The 24,343-nt window shown below is 49.3% G+C and carries 19 protein-coding genes and 2 pseudogenes; 15 read left to right on the plus strand and 6 right to left on the minus strand.

What is annotated here, in order from left to right:
* Window positions 1-63: 63 nt before the first annotated feature.
* Window positions 64-915: a helix-turn-helix domain-containing protein gene (locus D9597_RS19960; RefSeq protein WP_130224191.1), complete on the minus strand. Its 852-nt coding sequence runs from the start codon at window positions 913-915 to the stop codon at window positions 64-66.
* A 394-nt stretch (window positions 916-1,309) separates the two neighbouring features.
* Here D9597_RS19960 and D9597_RS19965 point away from each other — a divergent pair, with 394 nt between their 5' ends.
* From D9597_RS19965 to D9597_RS19980, 4 genes are all read left to right on the plus strand, one after another.
* Window positions 1,310-2,179 (plus strand): aldo/keto reductase, encoded by an 870-nt coding sequence (locus D9597_RS19965; protein WP_130224193.1) that lies wholly within the window; start codon window positions 1,310-1,312, stop codon window positions 2,177-2,179.
* Window positions 2,180-2,696: 517 nt separating this feature from the next.
* Complete coding sequence (locus D9597_RS19970) at window positions 2,697-3,416, plus strand: (Fe-S)-binding protein (protein ID WP_130224195.1); 720 nt, start codon at window positions 2,697-2,699, stop codon at window positions 3,414-3,416.
* A 10-nt stretch (window positions 3,417-3,426) separates the two neighbouring features.
* Window positions 3,427-4,854 (plus strand): LutB/LldF family L-lactate oxidation iron-sulfur protein, encoded by a 1,428-nt coding sequence (locus D9597_RS19975; protein ID WP_130224197.1) that lies wholly within the window; start codon window positions 3,427-3,429, stop codon window positions 4,852-4,854.
* Window positions 4,847-5,542, plus strand: a complete 696-nt coding sequence (locus tag D9597_RS19980; protein ID WP_130224199.1) for a lactate utilization protein C — start codon at window positions 4,847-4,849, stop codon at window positions 5,540-5,542. Before D9597_RS19975 ends, D9597_RS19980 begins: the two co-directional genes overlap by 8 nt.
* Before the next feature lie 95 nt (window positions 5,543-5,637).
* On the opposite strand, the pseudogene D9597_RS19985 reads toward D9597_RS19980, so the two are convergent.
* Window positions 5,638-5,867: pseudogene (locus D9597_RS19985) on the minus strand (choline dehydrogenase); the annotation flags it as partial.
* A 597-nt stretch (window positions 5,868-6,464) separates the two neighbouring features.
* Here D9597_RS19985 and D9597_RS19990 point away from each other — a divergent pair.
* Complete coding sequence (locus tag D9597_RS19990) at window positions 6,465-10,466, plus strand: autotransporter outer membrane beta-barrel domain-containing protein (RefSeq protein ID WP_130224203.1); 4,002 nt, start codon at window positions 6,465-6,467, stop codon at window positions 10,464-10,466.
* Window positions 10,467-10,605: 139 nt separating this feature from the next.
* The gene (locus D9597_RS19995) at window positions 10,606-11,694 is read left to right on the plus strand and encodes an EAL domain-containing protein (protein WP_130209778.1); all 1,089 of its coding nucleotides are present in this window, start codon (window positions 10,606-10,608) and stop codon (window positions 11,692-11,694) included.
* A gap of 41 nt (window positions 11,695-11,735) precedes the next feature.
* Here the strand turns inward: D9597_RS19995 and D9597_RS20000 are convergent, their stop codons facing one another.
* The gene (locus D9597_RS20000) at window positions 11,736-12,668 is read right to left on the minus strand and encodes a LysR substrate-binding domain-containing protein (protein ID WP_001084392.1); all 933 of its coding nucleotides are present in this window, start codon (window positions 12,666-12,668) and stop codon (window positions 11,736-11,738) included.
* A 91-nt stretch (window positions 12,669-12,759) separates the two neighbouring features.
* Window positions 12,760-13,257: a DUF1097 domain-containing protein gene (locus D9597_RS20005; RefSeq protein ID WP_001013880.1), complete on the minus strand. Its 498-nt coding sequence runs from the start codon at window positions 13,255-13,257 to the stop codon at window positions 12,760-12,762.
* A gap of 257 nt (window positions 13,258-13,514) precedes the next feature.
* Here D9597_RS20005 and D9597_RS20010 point away from each other — a divergent pair, with 257 nt between their 5' ends.
* From D9597_RS20010 to yahK, 9 genes and pseudogenes are all read left to right on the plus strand, one after another.
* The gene (locus D9597_RS20010; protein ID WP_130224205.1) at window positions 13,515-14,120 is read left to right on the plus strand and encodes an ankyrin repeat domain-containing protein; all 606 of its coding nucleotides are present in this window, start codon (window positions 13,515-13,517) and stop codon (window positions 14,118-14,120) included.
* Window positions 14,121-14,159: 39 nt separating this feature from the next.
* Window positions 14,160-15,023, plus strand: coding sequence for a DUF2877 domain-containing protein (locus D9597_RS20015; RefSeq protein ID WP_130224207.1), 864 nt, complete (start codon window positions 14,160-14,162; stop codon window positions 15,021-15,023).
* On the plus strand, window positions 15,013-16,560 hold the full coding sequence (gene fdrA / locus D9597_RS20020; protein WP_130224209.1) for an acyl-CoA synthetase FdrA: 1,548 nt from the start codon (window positions 15,013-15,015) through the stop codon (window positions 16,558-16,560). Before D9597_RS20015 ends, fdrA begins: the two co-directional genes overlap by 11 nt.
* Window positions 16,560-17,978 carry a DUF1116 domain-containing protein gene (locus D9597_RS20025; protein WP_130224211.1) on the plus strand — a complete coding sequence of 473 codons (1,419 nt, stop codon included), beginning with the start codon at window positions 16,560-16,562 and terminating at the stop codon, window positions 17,976-17,978. The genes fdrA and D9597_RS20025 overlap by 1 nt, the downstream gene beginning before the upstream one ends.
* 153 nt (window positions 17,979-18,131) lie before the next feature.
* A complete protein-coding gene (locus tag D9597_RS20030) occupies window positions 18,132-19,082 on the plus strand; it encodes a carbamate kinase family protein (RefSeq protein ID WP_130224213.1) in 951 nt (316 codons plus the stop codon).
* A 9-nt stretch (window positions 19,083-19,091) separates the two neighbouring features.
* Window positions 19,092-20,474, plus strand: coding sequence for an amidohydrolase family protein (locus D9597_RS20035; RefSeq protein ID WP_130224215.1), 1,383 nt, complete (start codon window positions 19,092-19,094; stop codon window positions 20,472-20,474).
* A gap of 319 nt (window positions 20,475-20,793) precedes the next feature.
* A complete protein-coding gene (locus tag D9597_RS20040; RefSeq protein WP_130224217.1) occupies window positions 20,794-21,204 on the plus strand; it encodes an ASCH domain-containing protein in 411 nt (136 codons plus the stop codon).
* A gap of 83 nt (window positions 21,205-21,287) precedes the next feature.
* A pseudogene (locus tag D9597_RS23410) lies at window positions 21,288-21,368 on the plus strand (hypothetical protein); the annotation flags it as partial.
* Window positions 21,369-21,454: 86 nt separating this feature from the next.
* A complete protein-coding gene (gene yahK / locus D9597_RS20045; protein ID WP_130224219.1) occupies window positions 21,455-22,504 on the plus strand; it encodes an NADPH-dependent aldehyde reductase YahK in 1,050 nt (349 codons plus the stop codon).
* Between the two features lie 400 nt (window positions 22,505-22,904).
* On the opposite strand, the gene D9597_RS20050 is transcribed toward yahK, so the two are convergent.
* Window positions 22,905-23,537 carry a LysE family transporter gene (locus tag D9597_RS20050; protein WP_130224221.1) on the minus strand — a complete coding sequence of 211 codons (633 nt, stop codon included), beginning with the start codon at window positions 23,535-23,537 and terminating at the stop codon, window positions 22,905-22,907.
* 133 nt (window positions 23,538-23,670) lie between these two features.
* Window positions 23,671-24,343 (minus strand): autotransporter outer membrane beta-barrel domain-containing protein (locus tag D9597_RS20055; protein WP_130224223.1); only part of this gene is annotated, 673 nt, incomplete at its 5' end.

A 24,343-nucleotide genomic window follows, 5' to 3' on the forward strand; every position in this document is an offset into this window, starting at 1 on the left:
CTTGCCTGATATTGATTAAATAGTATCAGGCAAGGATAAAACTCAATAAGACATAGCGACAAACTAAACCGGACGAACGGGGATAAAAATTTCGCAAACAACATCATTGCCATCCTTTTCTACGAAATCTTCATTGTAATAAAAGCGCTCAATATCGCTGCCGTTCACTCTGGCTAACCCCCTGGCAGGCAACTCTATCAGATAGATGTTCCGAACCCAGTCAGAGTAATGTTCCCAATTTCCTTCATAACGGAAAGAGGCATAAAGTCCTCGGGTCGTTGTCCACTCTTTCGGCATGTCAGCATATTCACATACCGTACCAGCAAAGGTTTCAACTGTGAGTAAATCGACCGACTTTGTTGATGGTTTAAACGTTGAGACGAAATAGATATCCGTCTTAAAATCCTTCATGCACTTGGCTAAATGATGACGCCGCAATTTGACTTCTTCATCCGGTGATTTATTCGATATTTCAGCATCATACTTAAATGAATTGCCAAAAATACGTGTTTCAGGAAAATGAATTAATGTGCAATCAGTTTTTGTATGTTGGCGTGCTAAAAATGGAGGGAAGATATTTTCCAGATCCCAATAATCACGGAGCCGGTATTCTCGGGGAGAGCATCCGAACAACTTTTTAAATTCGCGACTGAATGACTGCTGTGAATCAAAATGCAAAGATAGTGCAATATCAAGCATAGATTTCGCTGTAAGTCGGACAAGAATAGCTGCCCGGCAAAGTCTTCGTTTGCGAATGTATTCTCCCAGCGGCACATGCATGAAGTTTCTGAACAGGAGCTGGATATTGCGTCTACTGTAGCCAGATTTCTGTGCGATATCTTCGATTGAGATAGGGTTACCGAGATTGCACTCAATCCACTCCAGGAGTTGCTGCAAAATCTTCTGCCTGATCATAACATTCTCCATTTACCCTTCGCCATTTCGTACATTTTTCGTATGACAAAGGCTATTAGTGTATCAAAAACAGAACGGTCCGAGGCCAGGCGACTGACAGTATCTCAGATTGTTGGCTAATGCTTGTTGTGTATGCCGGAACTTATCCAGCCAACAAAATAGCGCAAATTCAATAAATTGCGATTCTCTGGTAGGCATGATAATCATAGCGCATCAGGCAATTTTGTGCTTGTCATCAATCTCATCGTGTCTGCTTCATTTTTCCCATAATAGAGAAATTACAGTCCCCTATTATTAATGAAATTTTTACATAAGTGATATCAAAATCCACATACTAATCTGCGGTCATGTTTTAACGTAGACTGATGATTCATACGTAATGGAGGGACTGCTAGTGGAATTTTCCGTATTAAGCAACAATCTGAAAATGCCGATGATGGGATTTGGTGTTTTTCAGGTTACCGATAAAGAAGTATGTAAACAATCAGTGTTGAATGCTATCCGAACCGGTTATCGACTCATCGACACTGCAGCGGTATATGGTAATGAAGACGCCGTCGGCGACGCTATTCGTGAAGCCATTTCGGAAGGTTTCTGTACCCGCGAGGAGTTGTTTATTACGTCTAAATTATGGGTGCAGGACATGGTTGATCAGGATACGGCAAAAGCAGGTATTGAAGCGTCATTAAAAAAATCGGGACTTGAATACTTTGATCTCTATTTATTGCACCAGGCAATGCGCGATTATTTCAATGCATGGCGTGCACTGGAAGAGGCCTATGAAGAGGGCAAACTGAAAGCGATTGGGGTTTCCAATTTCTATCCTCATGTTCTGGCAAACTTTTGTGAAACAGTCAGAATTAAGCCAATGGTCAACCAGGTTGAGTTGCATTCCTATTTTGCCCAACCAGAAGCGCTGGCAACCATGAAGTACTACAACGTGCAGCCTGAAGCATGGGCACCATTAGGCGGTGGAAGACATAAACCATTTGAAAACAGCCTGCTTCAGGGTATTGCAAATGCCCACCAAAAATCGATTTCTCAGGTAATTCTACGCTGGAATATTCAACGGGGAGTGGTTGTTATTCCAAAATCGACTCATCAGCATCGTATTGAAGAGAACTTCGCTATCTGGGATTTTTCACTGACAGAGAAAGAAATGGCGCAAATAAGCTCACTTGATCTGGGGTATGTTGGCGAATCCGTAAAACATTTTAATCCTGAGTTTGTTCGTGGCTGTCTTGGTGTAAAAATACATAACTAATTAGAGTTATCAGAATACTACCTGACCCGCACTCTGAAAATATGACTTATAGCAGATGTTATTATATATTTTCCGAAGGCGGGATCTCATTATAAAAATAAAAAACACACACTGAATCGCTTCAGTAAGATAAAATTACAGTTATTAATGGTTGTGAAATTATTGTTAATAATTTCATTTATACTCATTTGGGGGACTGTTCTAATAGATACCAAATGAGTATCTTTAAATAGGCATTTAAGATAAATCCAATGAAATTCAATACGTTATTGTATCGAATGCATGATTCCGTGTTGTTAGTGGCGATCACTATAAAAATGTGAGCGACGCCGAAAGAAATAAAATTAGCTATTGCATCCAGGTATCCAATGATGGATTATTGATTTGTCATACAAATCAGTTTGAATTTGTATTCTGCTACCCAATAAAAAAGCCGCCATTTTTATTGATGTCTGATAACCCGGAAGGAGTGGTTGCGATCAGGCATAAATAGAAATGAAGCAATGGAGTATTGGTTGTGAATGTAAATTTCTTTGTTACCTGTATCGGTGATGCCCTGAAATCAAGGATGGCACGCGACTCCGTGCTGCTCCTGGAAAAACTCGGCTGTCGCGTAAATTTTCCTGAGAAACAGGGATGCTGCGGTCAGCCTGCGATCAATAGTGGTTATATCAAAGAAGCGATCCCAGGAATGAAAAATCTGATCGCTGCACTTGAAGATAACGACGATCCCATTATTTCTCCCGCCGGTTCCTGCACTTACGCCGTAAAAAGTTACCCAACATATCTGGCTGACGAACCAGAATGGGCATCACGTGCAGAAAAGGTTGCCGCGCGTATGCAGGATCTCACTTCTTTTATTGTCAATACATTAGGGGTAGTCGATGTAGGCGCCAGCTTGCAAGGGAGGGCGGTATATCATCCATCCTGTAGTCTGGCCCGTAAGCTGGGTGTGAAGGAAGAACCACTTACGCTGCTAAAAAATGTACGTGGACTGGAGCTGTTGCCCTTTGCCGAACAGGATACTTGCTGCGGGTTTGGCGGTACGTTCTCGGTCAAAATGGCCGAAATTTCCGGCGAGATGGTGAAAGAAAAGGTTTCACACCTGATGGAGGTTTGTCCTGAGTATTTAATTGGTGCCGACATTAGTTGCTTGCTGAATATAAGTGGGCGATTACAACGGGAAGGGCAGAAAGTCAAAGTGATGCATATTGCTGAAGTGCTGATGAGCCGCTGAGGGTATAAAGATGTCGATCAAAACCAGTAATACAGAATTCAAGACACGCATCCGTCAGCAAATTGAAGATCCGATCATGCGCAAAGCGGTGGCAAACGCGCAGCAGCGTATTGGAGCAAATCGGCAAAAAATGGTCGATGAATTAGGTCACTGGGAGGAGTGGCGCGATCGTGCCAGCCAGATACGTGATCATGTTCTGAGTAATCTCGACGCTTATCTGTACCAGCTCTCCGAAAAAGTGACGCAAAACGGCGGTCACGTCTGGTTTGCAAAAACCAAAGAAGACGCTACCCGCTACATTTTACAGGTCGCCCAACGCAAAAATGCCCGGAAAGTGGTGAAATCTAAATCGATGGTGACCGAAGAGATTGGCGTCAATCATGTGTTGCAGGATGCTGGCATTCAGGTGATTGAAACCGATCTGGGTGAATACATTCTTCAGTTGGATCAAGATCCGCCATCTCATGTTGTGGTCCCGGCTATCCATAAAGATCGCCACCAGATCCGCCGGGTGCTACACGAACGTCTGGGCTATGATGGCCCGGAGACGCCTGAAGCGATGACCTTATTCATTCGTCAAAAGATCCGTGAAGATTTCCTCAGTGCCGAAATCGGTATAACCGGCTGTAATTTCGCGGTAGCAGAAACCGGTTCGGTATGCCTGGTGACCAATGAAGGCAATGCGCGAATGTGTACCACGCTACCTAAAACGCACATCGCGGTGATGGGGATGGAGCGTATTGCCCCCACGTTTGCCGAGGTTGATGTATTGATCACCATGCTGGCGCGTAGTGCCGTTGGCGCACGTTTGACGGGATACAACACCTGGCTGACAGGGCCGCGCGAAGCGGGGCATGTGGACGGGCCTGAAGAGTTTCATCTGGTTATTGTTGATAACGGGCGTTCTGAAGTGCTGGCCTCTGAATTTCGGGATGTGCTGCGCTGTATTCGCTGCGGAGCCTGTATGAATACTTGTCCGGCATATCGCCATATTGGAGGTCACGGATACGGCTCAATTTACCCAGGGCCAATCGGCGCGGTGATTTCTCCGCTACTTGGCGGCTATAAAGATTTTAAAGATTTACCTTACGCCTGCTCTTTATGCACGGCCTGTGACAGCGTGTGTCCGGTGCGTATTCCTCTGTCGAAACTGATTTTGCGTCATCGTCGGGTGATGGCTGAAAAAGGGATCACCGCAAAAGCAGAGCAACGGGCGATCAAAATGTTCGCTTATGCCAATAGCCATCCGGGATTGTGGAAAGTCGGGATGATGGCCGGTGCTCATGCGGCAAGCTGGTTTATCAATGGCGGCAAAACACCACTCAAATTTGGCGCGATTAGTGACTGGATGGAAGCACGCGATCTTCCTGAAGCTGACGGCGAGAGTTTCCGTAGTTGGTTTAAGAAACATCAGGCGCAGGAGAAAAAAAATGGATAATCGAAGCGAATTCTTGCAAAACGTTGCTCAGGCACTGGGCCGCCCGCTGCGACTCGAACCGCAAACGGAAGATGTGCCGCTTAACAACTATGCAAACGAGCGTCTTACTGAACTTAACCCGCAACAGCGCTGTGACGCGTTTATCCAGTTTGCCAGTGATGTCATGTTGACGCGTTGTGAACTGACCAGCGAGACGCAGGCCGCGGATGCTGCATTACGCCTGTGTAAAGAGCTGGGAGAGCAGTCGGTGGTGATTAGCGGTGACAGGCGACTGGAAGAGCTGGGGATCCGTGAGCGTTTACAACAGGAATGCAATGCCGCCGTGTGGGATCCGCTGAAAGGTGCCGAGAATATCTCGCAGGCAGAGCAGGCTAAAGTTGGCGTAGTGTATGCTGAATATGGCTTAACAGAATCGGGAGGCGTGGTGCTTTTTTCCGCTGCTGAGCGTGGGCGCTCGTTGAGTTTGCTCCCTGAGTCCTCAATTTTTATCCTGCGTAAAAGCACCATCCTGCCACGTGTGGCTCAACTCGCAGAAAAATTGCATCAGAAAGCGCTGTCTGGTGAGCGTATGCCGTCCTGCATTAACATCATTAGCGGTCCTAGTTCAACGGCGGATATTGAGCTTATTAAAGTCGTCGGGGTTCATGGCCCGGTGAAAGCGGTATACCTGATTATTGAGGATTGCTGAGAGGGAGTAACATGAGAGTTACCTCACGTTTTTATAGCGGGATTCGGTCCCGTATCAAAACGGTAACTCTCAACCTTGCAAAGCCTACAGTCAAATCAAGTCGCGACTGAATTTTTAGCTCGTAGCAGCATTCTATTCGCCACAAAATACGCAGCCGTGCTTCTCGCCAATCATAATTGATGCATCCACCACGCGCAGGCCTTCCAGTTCGTATACGGCCCGCCGTCTCGTCGGAGTCTGTTCTGTACGCATCGCACGGGGGAAAGGCGGTTTCGGTGCAATTACGCACAAGTTCGTTGAGGTGTTCATCGGTCTGACAATCGACACACAGGGAATAGTGTGATGTTCCAGGACGTGCATAAAACTGCGCCATGTCTGCATATGGTGCGAGGATCATTGATTCGTTGTAGAAATTTATGCATATATAATATATGGTTGTAATTTCATATCTTGTAATTTCTCTTAGTCGCTTGTAAATCTTATATTCTATTAATTAACGGTTTTATATGGGTGAAAGCTGAATGGATTCAGTCTTATTCGCATATATATTTATTAATAAGACAATTCTTATAATTAAATACCTAATAAGAGTTATCGCTTTCGTTGGTTATATATTATGGAGGTGATGCCTGCTTCTTGTTTATATTTTGAGTTGATTTGAGCTCTTAGATACATATAATGCGCATATGTTCGAGACTGGGGGCTAATGTAAGGATTAAGTTAATATTGTTAATTTGAAATAGGTGTCCGGTAGTAAGTTAATCTATTATTACTCTCTGAACTGCATACCCAGGTATGTGGTTATCAATGTTATGCGATTTTTTTGAATTTATATATGCCATGAGCAGCAACCGGGATGGCATTTTATGCGTTGCTGTTTATGCAATCTTGGTTTTATTTGGATGTATTGCTGGAGATTGTGATGAATAAAATATATCGGCTAAAGTGGAACAGGTCCCGTAACTGTTGGAGCGTCTGCTCTGAACTGGGAAGCAAAATAAAAGGCAAAAAATCCCGGGCTGTTTTAATTAGCGCGATAAGTTTATATTCATCTCTGGCACTGTCTAAAGATGTTGCTGTAAGTGAAGATTACACAGCTGTATTCGGTAAAGATAACCAGACTATTGATTACCGTATTTCAGTGACCGACAATGCCAATCTGGTAATCGATGCGACAGACTCTTCTCGTCCACGTCTGACTCTCGCTTCTGGTGGTGGGCTGGATATCACCGGAGGGAAGGTGCATATCAATGGCTCGCTTAACTTTTTGTTAAAAGGGACGGGGTTTCTGAACGTCGCCAATGCCGGCAGTGAGTTATATGCTGATGATTTATATGAATCTTACTCTAATATTACCCACGATAGAGGCTATTTTAACGTCTCCAACGGCGGCAAAATCCATGTTAAGGGCACCAGCCGTCTGACCTATTTGCAGGGAAATGTTAGCGGTGAAGGTAGCCAGGTAAATTCCAAAACCTTCTTTATGGGCGTTTACGGCAGTTACGGTGGTAATCAGTACCTGTCAGTTAATAACGGCGGTGAAGTTAATGCCAGTGAAAAAATTAGCCTGGGCTATTATGATCAAGTCTCCGATACAACACTTGCTGTTTCAGAAGGTGGTAAAATTTCTGCGCCGACTATTAGTTTAAGTACCAACTCTGAGTTGGCGTTAGGTGCACAGCAAGGGAATGAGGCGAAGGCTGCAGGGATTATTGATGCCGAAAAAATTGAGTTTGTGTGGGCAAAGACATCCGAGAAGAAAATCACCTTAAACCACACGGATAAAAATGCGACTATTTCCGCGGATATTGTCAGTGGCAGCGAGGGCCTGGGTTACATCAATGCGCTCAATGGCACGACTTACTTAACCGGTGATAACTCTGCCTTTAGCGGCAAAGTAACGATTGAGAAAAATGGGGCGTTGGGGATCACCCAAAATATAGGTACAGCAGAAATCACTAACCGCGGGAAATTACACCTGAAGGCTGACGATAGCATGACCTTTGCCAATAAGATTTCCGGCAACGGTACAATAAGTATCGACAGTGGGACGGTGGAGTTGAGCGGCAATAACTATGCATTCTACGGATATATTGATGTTGCTTCCGATGCTGTCGCTGTTATTTCTGAAGACAAGAACATCGGCCGTGCAGAACTGGATGTTGATGGCAAACTGCAAATCAATGCCAATAAAGATTGGGTATTTGATAACGATCTTGAAGGTAGAGGCATTGTTGAAATAAACATGGGGAATCACGAATTCTCCTTCGATGAGTTTGCTTATACAGACTGGTTCCAGGGTTCACTGGCGTTCCAGAACACGACATTTAACCTGGAAAAGAATGCTGAGTTTCTGCAGAAAGGCGGGATCACTGCGGGTCAGGGAAGCCTGGTAACAGTGGGTAAGGGCGCTCACTCCATTAGCACTTTGGGATTCTCCGGCGGAACCGTTGATTTTGGTGCCCTGACAGCAGGTGCACAGATGACAGAAGGGACGGTCAACGTTAGTAAAACGCTGGATTTGCGCGGCGAGGGTGTGATTCAGGTTTCTGACAGTGACGTTGTCCGCTCAGTATCTCGTGATATTGACTCTGCGTTATCGCTCACTGAAGTCGATGATGGTAACAGCGCCATTAAGCTGGTTGATGCGCAAGGTGCGGAAGTTCTGGGCGATGCGGGCAACCTGCAATTGCAGGATAAAAATGGGCAAATCCTCTCCAGCAGCGCCCAACGTGATATTCAGCAGAATGGGAAAAAAGCCGCCGTCGGCACTTACGACTATCGTCTGACGAGTGGGGTAAACAATGACGGTCTGTATATCGGTTACGGCCTGACCCAGCTTGATTTACACGCTACCGACAGCGATGCTCTGGTGCTGAGCTCTAACGGTAAAAGCGAGAATGCCGCCGATCTGAGTGCAAAGATTACCGGCAGTGGTGACCTGGCATTCAGCAGCCAGAAAGGTCAGACCGTATCGCTTTCTAACAAAGACAACGACTATACCGGTATTACCGATCTGCGCAGCGGGACGCTCTTGTTGAATAACGATAACGTGTTGGGTAATACCCAGGAACTGCGTCTGGCGGCGGAGACTGAACTGGATATGAATGGCCACAGCCAGACCGTGGGTACGCTCAATGGCGGCGCCGATTCGCTGCTGAACTTAAACGGCGGCAGTCTGACTCTTGCCAACGGGGGGACTTCAGCCGGTTCGTTAACGGGGAACGGAGAGCTGAATATTCAGAGCGGCACGCTGGACGTCGCGGGCGATAACAGCAACCTGGCGGCTAATATGAATATTGCCAACTCGGCTAAAGTGCTGGTAAGTCATGCACAGGGATTGGGGGGCGCAAACGTTGAGAACAACGGTACCCTGGTGTTGAATAATAGCGCTGAAAAAAGAGCGGCTGTGCCTGTGAATTACACCCTGGGCGGCAATCTGACCAACAACGGTACGCTGATGACCGGAGAGTCTGGACAGCAAGCGGGCAACGCGTTAGTGGTGAAGGGGAACTACCATGGTGATAACGGCCGACTGGTGATGAATACGGCACTGAATGGCGATGATTCAGTGACGGATAAACTGGTTGTTGAGGGCGATACCAGCGGCACGACCTCCGTTACGGTGAATAACGCTGGTGGTTCTGGCGCTAAAACGCTTAACGGCATTGAACTTATCCATGTTGATGGTAAGTCTGAGGGGGAATTTGTTCAGGCGGGGCGTATCGTTGCGGGCGCGTATGACTACACTCTCGCGCGTGGTAAGGGGGCAAACAGCGGAAACTGGTATCTGACCAGTGGTGGTGATTCAGCTGAACCGCAACCGGAGCCAGAGCCGATGCCGAACCCGGAGCCAAACCCGAATCCAGAGCCAACCCCGAATCCAGAGCCGAACCCTAACCCGACACCTACGCCGGGTCCGGATCTGAATGTGGATAATGACCTGCGACCGGAGGCGGGTAGCTACATCGCGAACCTTGCAGCAGCGAATACCATGTTCACCACGCGTCTGCATGAGCGTCTGGGTAATACGTACTATACCGACATGGTGACGGGTGAGCAGAAACAAACCACTATGTGGATGCGCCATGAAGGTGGTCATAATAAATGGCGCGATGGCAGCGGCCAGCTGAAAACCCAAAGCAATCGCTATGTTCTGCAACTGGGAGGTGATATCGCGCAGTGGAGCCAAAACGGCAGCGACCGCTGGCATGTTGGGGTCATGGCGGGATATGGCAACAGCGACAGCAAAACCATTTCCTCGCGAACCGGTTATCGTGCAAAAGCGAGTGTGAACGGATATAGCACCGGCCTGTATGCCACCTGGTATGCCGATGACGAATCGCATAATGGCGCGTATCTCGACAGTTGGGCGCAGTACAGCTGGTTTGATAACACAGTGAAAGGTGATGATTTACAAAGTGAATCCTATAAATCAAAAGGATTTACCGCTTCACTGGAAGCTGGATACAAACACAAATTAGCTGAATTTAATGGCAGCCAGGGAACGCGTAATGAATGGTATGTTCAGCCGCAAGCACAGGTTACCTGGATGGGAGTCAAAGCCGATAAGCACCGCGAAAGCAACGGAACCCTCGTTCATAGCAACGGTGATGGCAACATTCAGACTCGACTTGGTGTAAAAACCTGGCTGAAGAGTCATCATAAAATGGACGACGGTAAATCCCGCGAGTTCCAGCCGTTTGTAGAAGTGAACTGGCTGCATAACAGTAAGGATTTCAGCACCAGCATGGATGGCGTGTCAGTCACTCAGGATGGAGCCCGAAATATTGCCGAGATAAAAACGGGTGTGGAAGGACAGCTAAATGCCAACCTGAATGTCTGGGGAAATGTGGGCGTTCAGGTTGCCGATAAGGGATATAATGACACCTCTGCAATGATTGGCGTTAAGTGGCAATTCTGATCTGAATAATAAGTAAAAGGAGAGAGCCGAATGGGTACCAATTCGGCTCTCTGTGTCATTTTCTTGCAGCCAGCTTTTCCTGCCAGAGTGAAGACAAGCAGATTAAGCTGGCGCACAAGATTTAATCAAGGTGTGTTAAATGGCTTCGCATGATTTGAGTGTTTTTTTGGAAGAGTTCGGCGCAACGGTGAATTTGACGTTGCCTGGTATTGTGTCCGAAAAAGAACGGCTTTTACTCAAGCTGCTAATGGAGGGGATGTCGGTTACAGAAATCTCACAGTACAGAAATCGCAGTGCAAAGACAATTTCACATCAAAAGAAGCAGTTGTATGAGAAATTAGGCATCCAGAGTGATATTACCTTCTGGCGGGATATCTTTTTTCAGTATCACCCGCAGGTAACCACTGCCACGGGAAATAAAAATAAAATTTATCTTCCTGACAACCGTTGTCACCATATTGTCACACCTGAAGCCATCAGTCTGGCGCTGGAAAACCATGAATTCAAACCATGGATCCAACCGGTATTTTGTGCTCAGACAGGAGTACTGACAGGTTGTGAAGTGCTTGTTCGCTGGGAACATCCGCAAACGGGAATCATCCCGCCGGATCAATTTATTCCTCTGGCGGAGTCATCTGGTCTTATCGTCATAATGACCCGCCAGTTGATGAAACAGACTGCGGATATTCTGATGCCGGTAAAACATTTGCTGCCGGACAACTTCCATATTGGTATCAACGTCTCGGCGGGCTGTTTTTTGGCTGCGGGATTTGAAAAAGAGTGTCTGAACCTGGTTAAGAAATTAGGTAACGATAAAATCAAGCTGGTTCTTGAGTTGACGGAACGTAATCCTATTCCGGTAACGCCAGAAGCCAGAGCGATATTTGATAGCCTTCATCAGCACAATATTACCTTTGCGCTGGATGACTTTGGTACGGGTTATGCGACCTATCGTTACTTGCAGGCGTTCCCGGTCGATTTTATTAAGATCGATAAGTCATTTGTGCAAATGGCGAGCGTGGACGAAATCTCCGGTCATATTGTCGACAATATTGTCGAGCTGGCGCGTAAGCCTGGTCTGAGTATCGTAGCGGAAGGGGTAGAAACCCAGGAGCAGGCGGATTTAATGATCGGTAAAGGCGTTCACTTTTTGCAGGGCTATTTGTACTCCCCGCCAGTTCCGGGTAATAAATTTATCTCTGAATGGGTAATGAAAGCAGGTGGTTGATGTAAACCGCTATTCACAGCGCATCGGGAGGTTGGCAGCGATTAATTCTCCCGATGCAGTAAATCCTGATAGATCCCCGTTAATATGCCATTTGGCGCAAATTGTTTTTTAATCCACTGCGTCACCTGACCCGTAGCAGAATGCTGAGTCGCCAGTAACATGCGCGAATCCTGGCGTGGATTATGGATTTGTCGGGTAACCAGCAGGGATTGCGTCATCGCCTCACGGACCATGTAATCCGGCAAAAAACCAATCCCTTCACCTAAAATCTGGCACTGACATTTGGTGTTGAAATCTGGCACCAGAATTGACTCCTGCCCGTGCAGCAACCAGCCCACTTTTTTATTAATCGTATGCGCGGTGTCCTCCACCATAATATTAGGGTAGAGACGCAGTTGGCTTTCGGCGATGGGTTCCGGCACAAAGGCTAACGGGTGATCCGGCGCGATGGCAAAAGCCCAGCGAATCGCGCCAATCTCAGTGTAATCAATGCCGCCACCGTCCAGCAGCGTGTCGGGTGCGCCGATAGCGATATTGGCCTGGTTATTGATAATCGCATCCCAGACGCCGTTATATACTTCGGTGGTGACGGTAATCTGGCAGGTAGGAAACTGCTTTTTCAGCACCTGTAATAAGCGCGCGGTGTGTTTGGGCGTATAAAGCAGTTGGTTAATACAAATGCGCACACGCGCTTCTATGCCCTGTGAAATAGTATCGATACTGCGTTTGATGGCGTGAAAATCATTCAGCAGGTCGGTAGCTTTGCGGAAAAAATAACGCCCGGACTCCGTTAACTCAATGCTGCGGGTACTGCGAGTGAACAGCACCACATCCAGCCCCGTCTCCATACGCTTGATGGTGTAACTAATGGCGGAAGTGGTTAAACCCAACTCTTCTGCGGCTTTACTGAAACTGCCAAAACGCGCAGCGGTAGTAAATGCCAACAGATTCTCTTCGGTAAAAATTGAGTTCATTAAACCATTCTCGCCATTATCTACTATGAATTTCTCCAGCTATGACTGTAGAGGTATCGGTTAAAGATAGATAATCATTTTTGAATAACTTTTAATACCCGTCGCGTTTAGTCGTCGCTTCGCTTAATTTTTGTCCACCATATTCTGAAATTATCCCCACGCAGTTACCCGCCAGAAAACCCAGTAACGTTACCGTCCAGTTCATCCCGCTGGCAAAAAACAGCGTCATGCCGAGAAAGCCACCGGGAATAAATGACAGTAACCAGAAACGCCCTTGCCAGACCACCACCGCTGAGAAAGGCACGGTAGTAATTACGCTCGCCCAGAACGCGGACAGTCCACTCACCGAGGCCAGCCAACCGGCAGCCAGCGCGGCGAAAAATGCCCACACCATCCCGGAATAATTAACCGCCAGGCTTCTGATAAACCCCGATTTACCGCCGCCTGCGGCATAAAAACTGCAAAAGGCGACGAAGCCAATGGTTCCTAATAATTCCCATCCCTGAGAGAGCCCGACATGTGAAGACACTAACTGCCAAAGCCCTGCACAAATACCGACGGTGACACCCGTTGCCGTGAGTCCGTTCATCTTGTTCCCCTCTGGTTAGACATGGACGAAAGCTACTCTTACATGTGCAGACTATAGAGAAATAAAACCTGATTGAGTGAAAGGGTATCGGGTCAAAGAAACAAATATTGCACTACCGCACACTACGAAAAGATTGTTGAACATCATTCAACAAAAAGGCGAAATACGGCGAATTAAATTTAAGCGGGTTCTTTTATCAGATTATCGTTGCTATTCTCAATTCATCGAAAACAGCCACAAAAACCAGGGGAATGTGAATGACGATAAAAAATCTACCTGCCGACTATTTATTGGCTGCACAACAGGGCGATATCGATAAAGTAAAAACCTGTCTTGCGCTGGGTGTCGATATTAATACCTGCGATCACCAGGGGAAAACGGCAATTACGCTGGCAAGTTTATATCAGCAATATGCTTGCGTTCAGGCATTAATTGATGCCGGAGCGGATATTAATAAACAAGACCTGACATGTTTAAATCCTTTTTTAATGAGCTGCCTGAACGGTGATTTAACGCTGCTACGAATTATTTTACCGGCTAAACCAGACCTTAATTGCGTCACCCGTTTCGGTGGTGTCGGCCTGACGCCAGCCTGTGAAAAAGGTCATTTAAGTATTGTGAAAGAACTTTTGGCGCATACGGAGATTAACGTTAACCAGACCAACCATGTTGGCTGGACGCCGCTACTGGAAGCGATTGTGCTTAATGATGGCGGGATTAAACAGCAGGCGATTGTCCAGCTATTGCTGGAACACGGGGCCAGTCCGCACATGACCGATAAATATGGCAAAACGCCATTGGAGCTGGCGCGGGAACGCGGTTTTGAAGAGATTGCGCAGTTGCTGATTGCCGCAGGCGCATAACCCAGGAGGCTGGCTATCGACACACCAGAAAGACGGTGTGTGTGGGCGCTAACTGCGGATGCGGATTTTCTGGCGCAGCGGGGGCAAGGACAGGTTGAACAGGTCTTTGCCAGAGCGGTAAATATCGCACTCCCGGCCCGCCAGCAGTTGCTGACGCTGCTTTGTGAAGAGTACGACAATGCGCCAAACAGTTGTCGGTTGGCACTCACTCACTTTGATGGTCTGTTCCGGCATGGTGATAAGGTTCAGTTTGACGATCAAGGCATTACGGTTGGTCAACATCTTCATATAGAGATGAGTCGATGTCAGCGTTGGCTGTCCCCAACCTTGCAAATGACCGCTGTGAATTTTCACCTTATCGCCTGGCAACAGTGGCACGACATTATTCATCAGCACCTGGGGGAAAATGAAACCCTGTTTAATTATCGCGGCGATAATCCGTTTTATCAGGCATTAAATAAAGAATTACATATTAAACGACGGGCAGTTATTCAGGCAGTAAACGATAAACAAAATATCGCCTTAGCAGTCGCCAGTATGATGGGCTTAGGGATTGGCCTTACGCCATCAGCTGACGATTATTTAACAGGACTGGCGCTTATTTTATTTATATCCGGGCATCCGGCGGAAAAATACAAAGAGGAATTTTATCTCGGTCTGCAACGCGGCAAAAATAATACCACGTTATTAAGTGCCATAACGCTGGAAGCCGCATTACAACAACGCCGCCGGGAAAATATTCATCGTTTTATACACGACATTATTTATGACATCCCTGGGAACGCAACTCAGGCAATAGAAAAAATTAAACATATTGGCTCCAGTTCCGGCTGCGACATGCTGTATGGCATGGCCGATGGTTGTGCGCTGAGCCAAACCTACGGAGGGAATTATGTCAGTTAAAATAGTCATTAAACCGAATACCTATTTTGATTCTGTCTCGCTGATGTCTATCTCCACGCGTGCAAATAAACTCGACGGCGTCGAGCAGGCATTTGTGGCGATGGCGACCGAAATGAACAAAGGCGTGCTGAAGAATTTAGGGCTGCTGACGCCGGAGCTGGAGCAGGCGAAAAATGGCGACCTGATGATTGTCATCAACGGCAAAGCAGGCGCGGACAACGAGCAGTTGCTGGTGGAGATTGAAGAGCTGTTCAACACCAAAGCGCAAAGCGGCTCGCACGAGGCGCGTTACGCCACTATTGCCAGCGCCAAAAAGCATATCCCGGAAAGTAACCTGGCGGTGATTTCGGTCAACGGTCTGTTTGCCGCGCGCGAAGCGCGTCAGGCGCTGCAAAACGATCTTAACGTGATGCTGTTTTCCGATAACGTCTCGGTTGAAGATGAACTGGCGCTCAAACAGTTGGCCCATGAAAAAGGGCTGCTGATGATGGGGCCAGACTGCGGCACGGCGATTATCAACGGCGCGGCGCTCTGTTTTGGTAACGCCGTGCGTCGCGGCAACATCGGTATTGTTGGCGCATCCGGCACCGGCAGCCAGGAACTGAGCGTCCGTATCCATGAATTTGGCGGCGGCGTTTCGCAACTGATTGGCACCGGCGGGCGCGACCTGAGCGAGAAAATCGGCGGCCTGATGATGCTCGACGCTATCGGGATGCTGGAAAACGATCCGCAAACTGAAATCATTGTGCTTATCTCCAAACCGCCCGCGCCTGCGGTGGCCCGCAAAGTGCTGGAACGCGCACGCGCCTGCCGCAAGCCGGTGGTGGTCTGCTTCCTCGGTCGTGGCGAAACGCCAGTGGATGAGCAGGGGCTACAGTTTGCTCGCGGCACCAAAGAAGCGGCGCTGAAAGCGGTAATGCTCTCCGGCGTGAAACAAGAACATCTCGACCTGCATACCCTGAACCAGCCGTTGATTGCTGACGTGCGCGCTCGCCTGAAGCCGCAACAGAAATACATTCGTGGCCTGTTCTGCGGCGGTACGCTGTGCGACGAAACCATGTTCGCGGTGATGGAAAAACATGGCGATGTCTACAGCAACATTCAGCCCGATCCTGAATTCCGCCTGAAAGATATCAACCGCAGCATCAAACACACCTTCCTCGACTTTGGCGATGACGACTTCACCAACGGCAAGCCGCATCCAATGATTGACCCCACCAACCGCATTAGCCGCTTGATCGAAGAAGCGCGCGATCCAGAAGTGGCGGTGATCGTGATGGATTTTGTGCTCGGATTTGGATCGCATGAAGATCCGGTCGGCTCCACCATCGAGGCGATCAAAGAAGCGAAAGCGATCGCCGCTGCCGAAGGACGCGAGTTGATCATTCTCGCCTATGTGCTGGGTACCGATCTCGATACGCCATCGTTAGAACAACAAAGCCAGATGCTGCTTGATGCCGGAGTGATTCTGGCGAGCAGCAGCACCAATACCGGATTGCTGGCGCGTGAATTTATCTGCAAAGGGGAGGAAGCCTGATGAGCCAGTCACTGTTTAGCCAACCATTGAACGTTATTAACGTCGGCATCGCCATGTTTAGCGATGACCTGAAAAAGCAGCATGTAGAAGTGACTCAACTCGACTGGACGCCGCCGGGGCAGGGCAATATGCAGGTGGTGCAGGCGCTGGATAACATTGCCGATTCGCCGCTGGCAGACAAAATCGCCGCCGCTAACCAGCAGGCGCTGGAACGCATTATCCAGTCGCATCCGGTGCTGATTGGTTTTGATCAGGCGATTAACGTGGTGCCGGGCATGACGGCGAAAACCATTCTTCACGCCGGGCCGCCCATCACCTGGGAAAAAATGTGCGGCGCGATGAAAGGCGCGGTCACCGGAGCGCTGGTGTTCGAAGGGCTGGCGAAAGATCTCGATGAGGCGGCTGAACTGGCGGCCTCCGGGGAGATCACCTTCTCGCCGTGCCACGAGCACGACTGCGTGGGATCGATGGCGGGCGTTACCTCTGCCTCGATGTTTATGCACATCGTGAAAAACAAAACCTACGGCAACATCGCTTATACCAATATGAGCGAGCAGATGGCGAAGATATTGCGTATGGGCGCTAACGACCAGAGCGTGATTGACCGCCTGAACTGGATGCGCGATGTGCAGGGGCCAATGCTGCGCGACGCGTTGAAAATTATCGGCGAGATCGATCTGCGCTTAATGCTGGCGCAGGCGCTGCATATGGGCGATGAATGCCATAACCGCAATAACGCCGGGACGACGCTGCTGATTCAGGCGCTGACGCCGGGGATTATTCAGGCAGGTTATTCCGTCGAGCAACAGCGCGAAGTGTTTGAGTTTGTCGCCAGCAGCGACTACTTCTCCGGCCCGACGTGGATGGCGATGTGTAAAGCGGCGATGGATGCGGCGCACGGCATCGAATACAGCACCGTGGTCACCACCATGGCGCGTAACGGCGTCGAGTTTGGCCTGCGGGTCAGCGGATTACCGGGGCAATGGTTTACCGGCCCGGCGCAGCAGGTCATCGGCCCGATGTTTGCCGGTTATAAGCCGGAAGATTCGGGGCTGGATATCGGCGACAGCGCCATCACCGAAACCTACGGCATTGGCGGATTTGCTATGGCGACCGCGCCTGCGATCGTCGCGCTGGTGGGCGGCACGGTGGAAGAAGCTATCGATTTCTCCCGTCAGATGCGTGAAATCACCCTCGGTGAAAACCCGAACGTCACCATTCCGCTGCTCGGTTTTATGGGCGTGCCGTCGGCTATCGACATCACCCGCGTCGGTAGCAGCGGCATTCTACCGGTGATCAACACCGCCATCGCCCATAAAGATGCGGGCGTCGGCATGATTGGTGCGGGTATTGTGCATCCACCATTCGCCTGCTTCGAGAAAGCCATTCTTGGCTGGTGCGAACGTTACGGCGTCTGAACTGTAAAGTGCGCGTTGTTTCTGCCGGATGCGGCGTGAACGCCTTATCCGGCCTACGAGTGGCACGAGAATTTGTAGGCCTGATAAGCGTAGCGCATCAGGCAATTTGGCGTTGGTCATAACCTCATCACCCTCTGTAGCGGACATAACAACATGAAAGAACTTGTGGTCGTTGCCATTGGTGGCAACAGCATTATCAAAGATAACGCCAGCCAGTCGATTGAGCATCAGGCGGAGGCGGTAAAAGCCGTCGCCGATACAGTGCTGGAAATGCTGGCTTCCGATTACGACATTGTGCTGACCCACGGCAACGGGCCGCAGGTCGGGCTGGATTTACGCCGTGCGGAGATTGCCCACGAGCGCGAAGGGCTGCCCTTAACGCCGCTGGCGAACTGTGTGGCGGATACGCAAGGCGGCATTGGCTACTTGATCCAACAGGCGTTGAACAACCGACTGGCGCGTCACGGCGAGAAAAAAGCCGTCACCGTGGTGACTCAGGTGGAAGTGGATAAAAACGATCCTGGGTTTGCTCATCCCACCAAACCCATTGGCGCATTCTTCAGTGAAAGCCAGCGTGACGAACTACAAAAGGCAAACCCTGACTGGCGTTTTGTTGAAGATGCCGGACGGGGCTATCGCCGCGTAGTCGCCTCGCCGGAACCGAAACGTATTGTCGAAGCGCCTGCCATTAAGGCGCTTATCCAACAAGGCTTTGTGGTGATTGGCGCAGGCGGCGGCGGAATTCCGGTGGTGCGTAGCGAAGCGGGGGATTACCAAAGCGTGGACGCGGTTATCGACAAAGACCTCTCCACCGCGCTACTGGCTCGCGAAATTCACGCCGATATTCTGGTGATCACCACCGGCGTCGAAAAAGTCTGTATCCACTTTGGCAAACCGCAGCAGCAGGCGCTCGATCGGGTGGATATTGCCACCATGATCCGCTATATGCAGGAAGGGCATTTCCCGCCCGGCAGCATGTTGCCAAAAATCATCGCCAGCCTGACGTTCCTGGAACAGGGCGGCAAAGAAGTGATTATCACCACGCCGGAATGCCTGCCTGCGGCGCTGCGCGGGGAAACGGGCACCCATATTATTAAAACGTAAGGACGTAAGATGAAAGAAAGCAATAGCCGTCGTGAGTTTTTGAGCCAGAGCAGTAAGATGGTCACCGCCGCCGCGCTGTTCGGTACCTCTGTGCCGCTCGCCCATGCGGCGGTAGCTGGCACCCTAAACTGCGAAGCGAACAACACCATGAAAATCACGGACCCGCATTACTATCTCGACAACGTGCTGCTGGAAACTGGATTTGACTACGAAAATGGCGTGGCGGTGCAGACCCGCACGGCGCGCCAGACCGTGGAGATTCAGGACGGTAAAATTGTCGCCCTGCGCGAGAACAAACAGCATCCGGACGCCACGCTGCCGCACTATGATGCTGGCGGTAAGTTGATGCTGCCCACCACCCGCGACATGCATATTCATCTCGACAAAACCTTTTACGGCGGGCCGTGGCGCTCGCTCAATCGTCCGGCAGGCACCACCATCCAGGACATGATCAAGCTCGAGCAGAAAATGCTGCCGGAGCTGCAACCGTACACTCAGGAGCGGGCAGAAAAGCTGATCGATTTATTGCAGTCGAAAGGCACCACCATTGCCCGCAGCCACTGTAATATCGAACCGGTTTCCGGCCTGAAAAATCTGCAAAATTTGCAGGCGGTGCTGGCACGACGTCAGGCGGGCTTCGAGTGTGAAATCGTCGCCTTCCCGCAGCACGGTTTGCTGCTGTCGAAATCGGAACCTTTAATGCGCGAAGCGATGCAGGCGGGGGCGCATTACGTCGGCGGGCTGGACCCGACCAGTGTCGATGGCGCGATGGAAAAATCCCTCGACACCATGTTCCAGATTGCGCTGGACTACGACAAAGGCGTCGATATTCACCTGCACGAAACCACTCCGGCGGGCGTGGCAGCCATCAATTATATGGTTGAAACGGTAGAGAAAACGCCGCAGCTGAAAGGCAAGCTGACCATCAGCCACGCCTTTGCGCTGGCTACGCTCAACGAGCAACAAGTAGATGAACTGGCGCACCGGATGGTGGCGCAGCAAATTTCTATCGCCTCGACGGTGCCGATTGGCACGTTGCATATGCCGCTCAAACAGCTCCACGACAAAGGTGTAAAAGTGATGACTGGCACTGACAGCGTTATCGACCACTGGTCGCCTTACGGCCTGGGCGACATGCTGGAAAAAGCCAATCTCTACGCGCAGCTTTATATTCGTCCTAACGAACAGAATTTATCCCGCTCGCTGTTTTTAGCCACTGGCGATGTGTTGCCGCTGAATGAAAAAGGCGAGCGTGTGTGGCCAAAAGCGCAGGATGACGCCAGCTTTGTGCTGGTGGATGCCTCCTGTTCCGCCGAGGCGGTGGCGCGTATCTCGCCGAGAACGGCGACGTTCCATAAAGGACAGCTGGTGTGGGGGAGTGTGGCAGGTTGATACGCATTTGATGTGTTTGCAACGGTGAAAGTAAGAGATTTAAAGCCCCAGGGAGTGGGGCTATCTGAATATGAGTGTGTCGGCAGTGGTTTGCTCATGAATCATCCTGAACTTTATAATCTCCAGGCCTAATTTTTAGGGGATTATTTGAGAGAAATACACAAAAAAAGAGTGTTAACAAAGATATTTATCAAGCCATAAATGTGACCTGCTTCGGATAAAAAAGATTAAGCGTAGAAAAACCAATGATACTCTTGCTGATTATTATCAAGAGTAATTATGATGTGATTTATTTTTCCATGATTGCGTAAATATTCCCATGTCCATAGAAGAAAATATCTCACAAAAATATCCTCATGCTTCCTGTTGTACTTTTGGCGATTCAGCAGCGTTGGCCGATCACCTCGCAACGTTGATTGCGACTGGTGTTAAAACTGCTTCCTGTGGTTCGCTGGCGGGATGTATTGATGACAACGCGTTTCCGATGATTGGTGAGTATAAGATTGTGCAAAATAGCGCTGGCGAGCCTGTTTGTGTTATCAGAATTATTGGCCTGCATTTACTGCGCTTTTCTGATGTCACTGAAGAGTTTGCCCGTAAAGAAGGCGAAGGTGATCTCAGTCTTAAATATTGGCGTAATGAACACCGTCGTTTTTTCGAGGCGGAAGGAAGTTATTCGCCAGAAATGGACGTTATCTTCGAAGAGTATGCCCTTATTGACGTTGTGTAGATAATTAATTTATCTGCGCCCCAAAACCAACATAAATATCGCCAGTTTTATTTATTTTGCGCTTTTACGCATGGCAAAAAACACTTCTATTGGCCCTGTGGGGAACGTTGCTGCTCTGTTTCATTCAGGTACGCGGTATGTTGGGGCTGGATCGGGCGGCTTAAATATTGGCTATATTCAATGGACGCGTTTTGCCGCGATGACATATCAGGCATCGCCAAACACACATAGCTAACCAGGAGTAAACGCAATGAAGATCAAAGCTATTGGTGCATATTCCGCTAAACAACCGCTGGAACCGATGAACATCACCCGACGTGAACCGGGACCGCATGATGTCAAAATCGAAATCGCTTATTGTGGTGTCTGCCATTCCGATATCCACCAGGTCCGTTCGGAGTGGGCGGGGACGGTTTATCCCTGTGTGCCTGGCCATGAAATTGTGGGGCGCGTGGTGGCCGTTGGTGATCAGGTGGAAAAACATGCGCCGGGCGATCTGGTGGGCGTCGGCTGTATTGTTGACAGTTGTAAACACTGCGAAGAGTGTGAAGACGGGCTGGAAAACTATTGTGACCACATGACAGGGACCTATAACGCGCCGACGCCAGACGAGCCGGGCCATACTCTGGGCGGTTATTCGCAGCAAATTGTTGTTCATGAGCGTTACGTTTTGCGTATTCGCCACCCGCAAGAGCAGCTTGCCGCCGTTGCGCCGTTGCTGTGTGCAGGCATTACGACCTATTCACCGCTGCGCCACTGGCAGGCCGGGCCAGGTAAAAAAGTGGGCGTGGTCGGCATTGGCGGTCTGGGGCATATGGGAATCAAGCTGGCCCACGCGATGGGGGCGCATGTGGTGGCGTTTACCACTTCTGAATCAAAACGCGAAGCGGCAAAAGCCCTGGGGGCTGATGAAGTCGTTAACTCGCGTAATGCCGATGAAATGGCGGCCCATGTGAAGAGTTTTGATTTCATTTTAAATACAGTTGCTGCGCCGCATAATCTCGATGATTTTACGATTTTGCTGAAACGCGATGGCACCATGACGCTGGTTGGCGCTCCCGCTACGCCGCATAAGTCGCCGGAGGTTTTTAACCTGATCATGAAACGTCGCTCAATTGCCGGCTCGATGATTGGCGGCATTCCAGAAACTCAGGAGATGCTCGATTTTTGCGCCGAACATGGCATCGTTGCTGATATAGAGATGATTCGGGCCGATCAAATTAACGAAGCCTATGAGCGAATGTTGCGCGGCGATGTGAAATATCGCTTTGTGATTGATAATGGCACGCTAACGGACTGAAAAATTAAATATAGCGCATAGTGCTGCATATAACGTCGCTCTCCGGCACTAAGAGAGCGACAACATTCAGCGCAGGGGCAAGAGTTCGCTGCCTGTGTAAAGTGCTCAGCCGACATAAACTTAGTGTTGCTTGCTAAATGATCAACAAAGATATTTTGTGAATGTATGAGTTGACATTCATATGAAAAAAATCATAATTCCGTCATGTTCGCGTAGGGCAGTTTCTGTATCTTATGCATCGCACCAGGGCCTGACAGGAAATATGCTGTAAGGTTCGTATCAAAAAACCGCCATTAGCTCATCAGGAAGAGCAGACGACAACCAGGATTGTTGTATGGTACGGGGTTCGAGGCCTCGATGGCGGTCCAATTTCTCAATTGGGTTGGTTACAATTATCAGCTCACCGATGTGTCACTCCTTCATAAATCAGCCGTAGCGCGAAGACACCAATAATCGCACCAATAACCCGACTGGCAACGCGCTGCATACGCCCGTATGCACGACGCACGGCGGGTAAAGAAAACGCCTGACTAGGAAATACACGCCAGATAATAGATGCGAGCACAATCCCTGCCCAGGCCATAAACCGCGCCCAGGTCGGCGTTTCTGCGCTTAACGTCACTGAGAAGATACTGATAAAAAATAAAACTGTTTGTGGATTAGAGAGATCGGTAATGAGTCCACGGCGGAAAAATACATACCAGGGAGCATTAAGCGGCTGCTGTAATGCACTCATCTGTGGTGTTGATTGTCGGCGCATACTGTTCCAGGCAAACCATAAAAGATAAGCGCCGCCGACGATTTTAATGAGTGAGAATATCTCTTCACACTGGGTAATGAGCGTCGCCATCCCAAACAATCCCAACCCGGAATAGATGGCATCGCCAAGCGCCACGCCAAGCCCGGTGAGTACACCTGCACGACGGCCTGAGGCCAGGCTGGTTTGTACCACGACAAAAAGATTTGCCCCAGGATTAAAAAAGGTGATGACGAACAGTCCGACGGTCAGGTAAACGGCGTGCAAAGGGTCCATAGTGATTTCACCCATAAATAAGCTGAATTAACTTCATCATATTTATAGTAAAAATGACTGAATGCGAGCGCGATCACAAAGACCGTGGATCTCAAAAGAGTGCCACCTGTACGTGACAGGTGGCAAAGTGGCATTAAAAGAGATATTTCATGCCCAGCATTCCCTGGGTATCACTGTAACCATTGTCGCCCAACTGCTGGGCGAGGTTACCCCACAGTTGCAGACGCGGAGTAAGCTGACCTTCCACCCCGACTTTTAACTCGCCTGCGTTACGCGCGCCGATGATCTCATCACTGATGCCATCCATCTTCACGCTGTAATTGCGGGAGTTATAAATCCAGTTGGCTTCCACGAAAGGCTGGAAAGAACGCTCTTTATGATCATCAATAGCATGATGACCCTGCAGATATGCTTTCACCCCCAGACGTGTTTGCAGGTTGCCTTCGGTGCTGTCCTCAACCAGCGTGCCATTGTCTTCCGTATGGTTGTCTGCCTTCACATCCATCCATGTCAGTTGCATTTTGGGCTGCAGCCAGTAGCTGGTGCGGGCATCTGCGCTTTCACCAAGACGGAAGGTATAACCCGCTTCAATGGCGGCGGTGATGCCGTCAGAGTGATATTTCTCACTCGGCAGGTACTCGCCGGAGACGGTGTTATCAAACCAGTTATAGAGCAACCAGCTGTCAACATAAGTCCCTGTTTTGTCTGCTTCATTAGCGTACCAGGTGCCATACACGCCCACACTGTAGCCGTCGATTTGCCCACGTGAGTTGTACCCGGTCAGATTGGAATGCGTGTCACACTTG

The sequence above is a fragment of the Escherichia sp. E13S3 genome (genome assembly GCF_004212325.1).
GTDB lineage: Bacteria > Pseudomonadota > Gammaproteobacteria > Enterobacterales > Enterobacteriaceae > Escherichia.

Coding starts and splice junctions, on each gene's coding strand:
- D9597_RS20010 (WP_130224205.1), top strand. CDS start 13,515: ATGACGATAAAAAATCTACCTGCCGACTATTTATTGGCTGCACAACAG.
- D9597_RS19995 (WP_130209778.1), top strand. CDS start 10,606: ATGGCTTCGCATGATTTGAGTGTTTTTTTGGAAGAGTTCGGCGCAACG.
- D9597_RS19990 (WP_130224203.1), top strand. CDS start 6,465: ATGAATAAAATATATCGGCTAAAGTGGAACAGGTCCCGTAACTGTTGG.
- D9597_RS20000 (WP_001084392.1), bottom strand. CDS start 12,668: ATGAACTCAATTTTTACCGAAGAGAATCTGTTGGCATTTACTACCGCT.
- D9597_RS19980 (WP_130224199.1), top strand. CDS start 4,847: ATGGATAATCGAAGCGAATTCTTGCAAAACGTTGCTCAGGCACTGGGC.
- D9597_RS20005 (WP_001013880.1), bottom strand. CDS start 13,257: ATGAACGGACTCACGGCAACGGGTGTCACCGTCGGTATTTGTGCAGGG.
- D9597_RS20050 (WP_130224221.1), bottom strand. CDS start 23,537: ATGGACCCTTTGCACGCCGTTTACCTGACCGTCGGACTGTTCGTCATC.
- yahK (WP_130224219.1), top strand. CDS start 21,455: ATGAAGATCAAAGCTATTGGTGCATATTCCGCTAAACAACCGCTGGAA.
- D9597_RS20040 (WP_130224217.1), top strand. CDS start 20,794: ATGTCCATAGAAGAAAATATCTCACAAAAATATCCTCATGCTTCCTGT.
- fdrA (WP_130224209.1), top strand. CDS start 15,013: ATGTCAGTTAAAATAGTCATTAAACCGAATACCTATTTTGATTCTGTC.
- D9597_RS19975 (WP_130224197.1), top strand. CDS start 3,427: ATGTCGATCAAAACCAGTAATACAGAATTCAAGACACGCATCCGTCAG.
- D9597_RS20025 (WP_130224211.1), top strand. CDS start 16,560: ATGAGCCAGTCACTGTTTAGCCAACCATTGAACGTTATTAACGTCGGC.
- D9597_RS20035 (WP_130224215.1), top strand. CDS start 19,092: ATGAAAGAAAGCAATAGCCGTCGTGAGTTTTTGAGCCAGAGCAGTAAG.
- D9597_RS19960 (WP_130224191.1), bottom strand. CDS start 915: ATGATCAGGCAGAAGATTTTGCAGCAACTCCTGGAGTGGATTGAGTGC.
- D9597_RS20030 (WP_130224213.1), top strand. CDS start 18,132: ATGAAAGAACTTGTGGTCGTTGCCATTGGTGGCAACAGCATTATCAAA.